Raw genomic sequence first — 1,412 nt, 5'->3', positions numbered from 1 at the left:
ATGCGATGAACGCGCCGCTGCTGCTGGTGCTGACCTTCGCGAACGGCATCGGCCTCGCGATGCGCTGGCCGGTGTTCGCGGCCATCGTGCCGGAACTGGTGCCGCGCTCGCAGCTGCCGTCGGCGCTGGCGCTGAACGGCATCGCGATGAATGCGTCGCGCATCATCGGGCCGATCCTGGCCGGCGCGATCATCGCGAGCGCTGGCAGCGCGTGGGTGTTCGTGCTGAACGCGCTGCTGTCGATCGGCGCGGCCTTCACGATCAGCCGCTGGAAGCGCGAGCAGAAGGCGAGCACGCTGCCGGGCGAGCGCTTCCTCGGCGCGATCCGCGTCGGCGTGCAGTACGTGCGCGAATCGGCGCGCATGCACGTGGTGCTGCTGCGGGTGTCGATCTTCTTCCTGCAGTCGACGGCGCTGCTCGCGCTGCTGCCGCTGGTGGCCAAGCACCTGCATGGCGGCGGCGCGGGCACCTTCACGCTGCTGCTGGCGTCGATGGGCGCCGGCGCGATCGCCGCGGCCCTGAACCTGCCGCGCATCCGCCAGCGCCTGGGCTCGGACGAGCTGGTGCGCTGGGGCTCGTTCGTGCAGGCGCTCGCGATGGTGGTGGTGGCGCTGGCGCCGAACGTGGCGGTGGCGGCGGGCGCGATGGCGGTGGCCGGTGCGGCGTGGATCTCGGTGGCCAATTCGCTGACGGTGTCGGCGCAGCTCGCGCTGCCCGACTGGGTGCGGGCGCGCGGCATGTCGATCTACCAGATGGCGCTGATGGGCAGCAGCGCGGCCGGTGCGGCGCTGTGGGGCCAGGTGGCGGCAATGAGCGACCTGCGCAGCAGCCTGATGGGCGCGGCGGCGATGGGCTGCGTGGCACTGCTGCTGACGCGGCGGGTGCGGCTCTCGGCGGTGGCCGAGGAGGACCTGACGCCGGCCAACGCGACGGAGAACCCGCTGCGCCCGCCGGTGACCGCGCTGCCGCTGGACCCGCACGACGGGCCGGTGCTGATCGCGGTGGAGTACCGGATCGACCCGGTGCGCGTGGGCGAGTTCCTGCACGTGATGCAGGAGCGGCGCAGCAGCTGCCTGCGCCGCGGCGTGCTGTCGTGGAGCCTGTTCCGCGACACCTCGGACCCGTCGCTCTACGTCGAGCAGTTCGTCAACGAATCATGGGCCGAGCATCTGCGGCACTTCGACCGGATGACGGTGTTCGACCTGGAACTGCGCGAACGGCGGCTGGGCTTCCATGTGGAGCAGTCGCCGCCGAAGGTGACGCGGTATGTGGCGCAGGCGCTGGGGTCCTAGTCTTTTTTCTCGGGCGGGGAGGAGGGGGCGCTGTCCCTGCTCTCCTTCGGGCTCAACAGCTTCGGGATGCGCTCGAAAGCCTTCTTGACGCTGCGCTTGAAGTCTTCTCCTGTTTTCAGA

1 protein-coding gene is annotated in these 1,412 nt (G+C 70.7%); it reads left to right on the top strand.

The features are described from left to right. The coding region (locus AC1D12_RS33320; protein ID WP_477845375.1) for an MFS transporter at window positions 1–1,292 on the top strand (1,292 nt) is incomplete at its 5' end. Window positions 1,293–1,412 lie beyond the last annotated feature (120 nt).

Source organism: Rhizobacter sp. P1_G5 (assembly GCF_056405435.1).
This window is presented reverse-complemented; position numbering and strand designations above follow the sequence as displayed.